General features: G+C 68.5%; 2 pseudogenes. Both read right to left on the bottom strand.

Going from position 1 to position 485, the window contains the following annotated elements:
• Window positions 1-135, bottom strand: a pseudogene (locus V9U70_RS00090) (ATP-dependent DNA ligase); the annotation flags it as partial.
• 25 nt (window positions 136-160) lie between these two features.
• A pseudogene (locus V9U70_RS00085) lies at window positions 161-485 on the bottom strand (non-homologous end joining protein Ku); the annotation flags it as partial.

The following is a 485-nucleotide window of genomic DNA, read 5'->3' as shown; positions in this document are numbered from 1 at the left end:
GAGGATCGTGCCGTCGCCCGGCAGGTAGACCATGGCCCGCTGGCCGTCCTGCTTCACCTCGAAAGCCCACCGGTCCTCCACGCCCGCCGACGGCAGGGGAGCGGGAGTTGCGAGCAACGGTTCGATCCTCGGCACGACGGCACCCGCAGCAGGAGGAGGGTCAGGAGGCACTGCGCTTCTTCGCAGGCTTCTTCGACGCCGTGGACTTCTTCGAGGCGGCCGTTTTCTTCGCCGGTGTTTTCCGCGTGGTCTTCTTCGACGGCCGCATCTCGTGCACGGAGGCGCCCTCGCCACCCCCGCCGCGGGATTCCTGAGCCGCCGTGACGGAGGCGTTCAGGGCAGCCATGAGGTCCACGACCTCGCCCTTCTCCTTCTCCCCGCCTTCGGCCGGTGTGGGAACGGGCGTGCCCTCCGCCTTCGCCGCGATGATGTCCTCCAGCGCCTCACGGTACTCGTCGTGGAAACCGGACAGGTCCTCGATCGTC

Origin of the sequence: Streptomyces pratensis, assembly GCF_037137275.1 — a bacterium.
In the GTDB taxonomy this organism is placed as follows: Bacteria; Actinomycetota; Actinomycetes; order Streptomycetales; family Streptomycetaceae; genus Streptomyces; species Streptomyces pratensis_B.
This window is presented reverse-complemented; position numbering and strand designations above follow the sequence as displayed.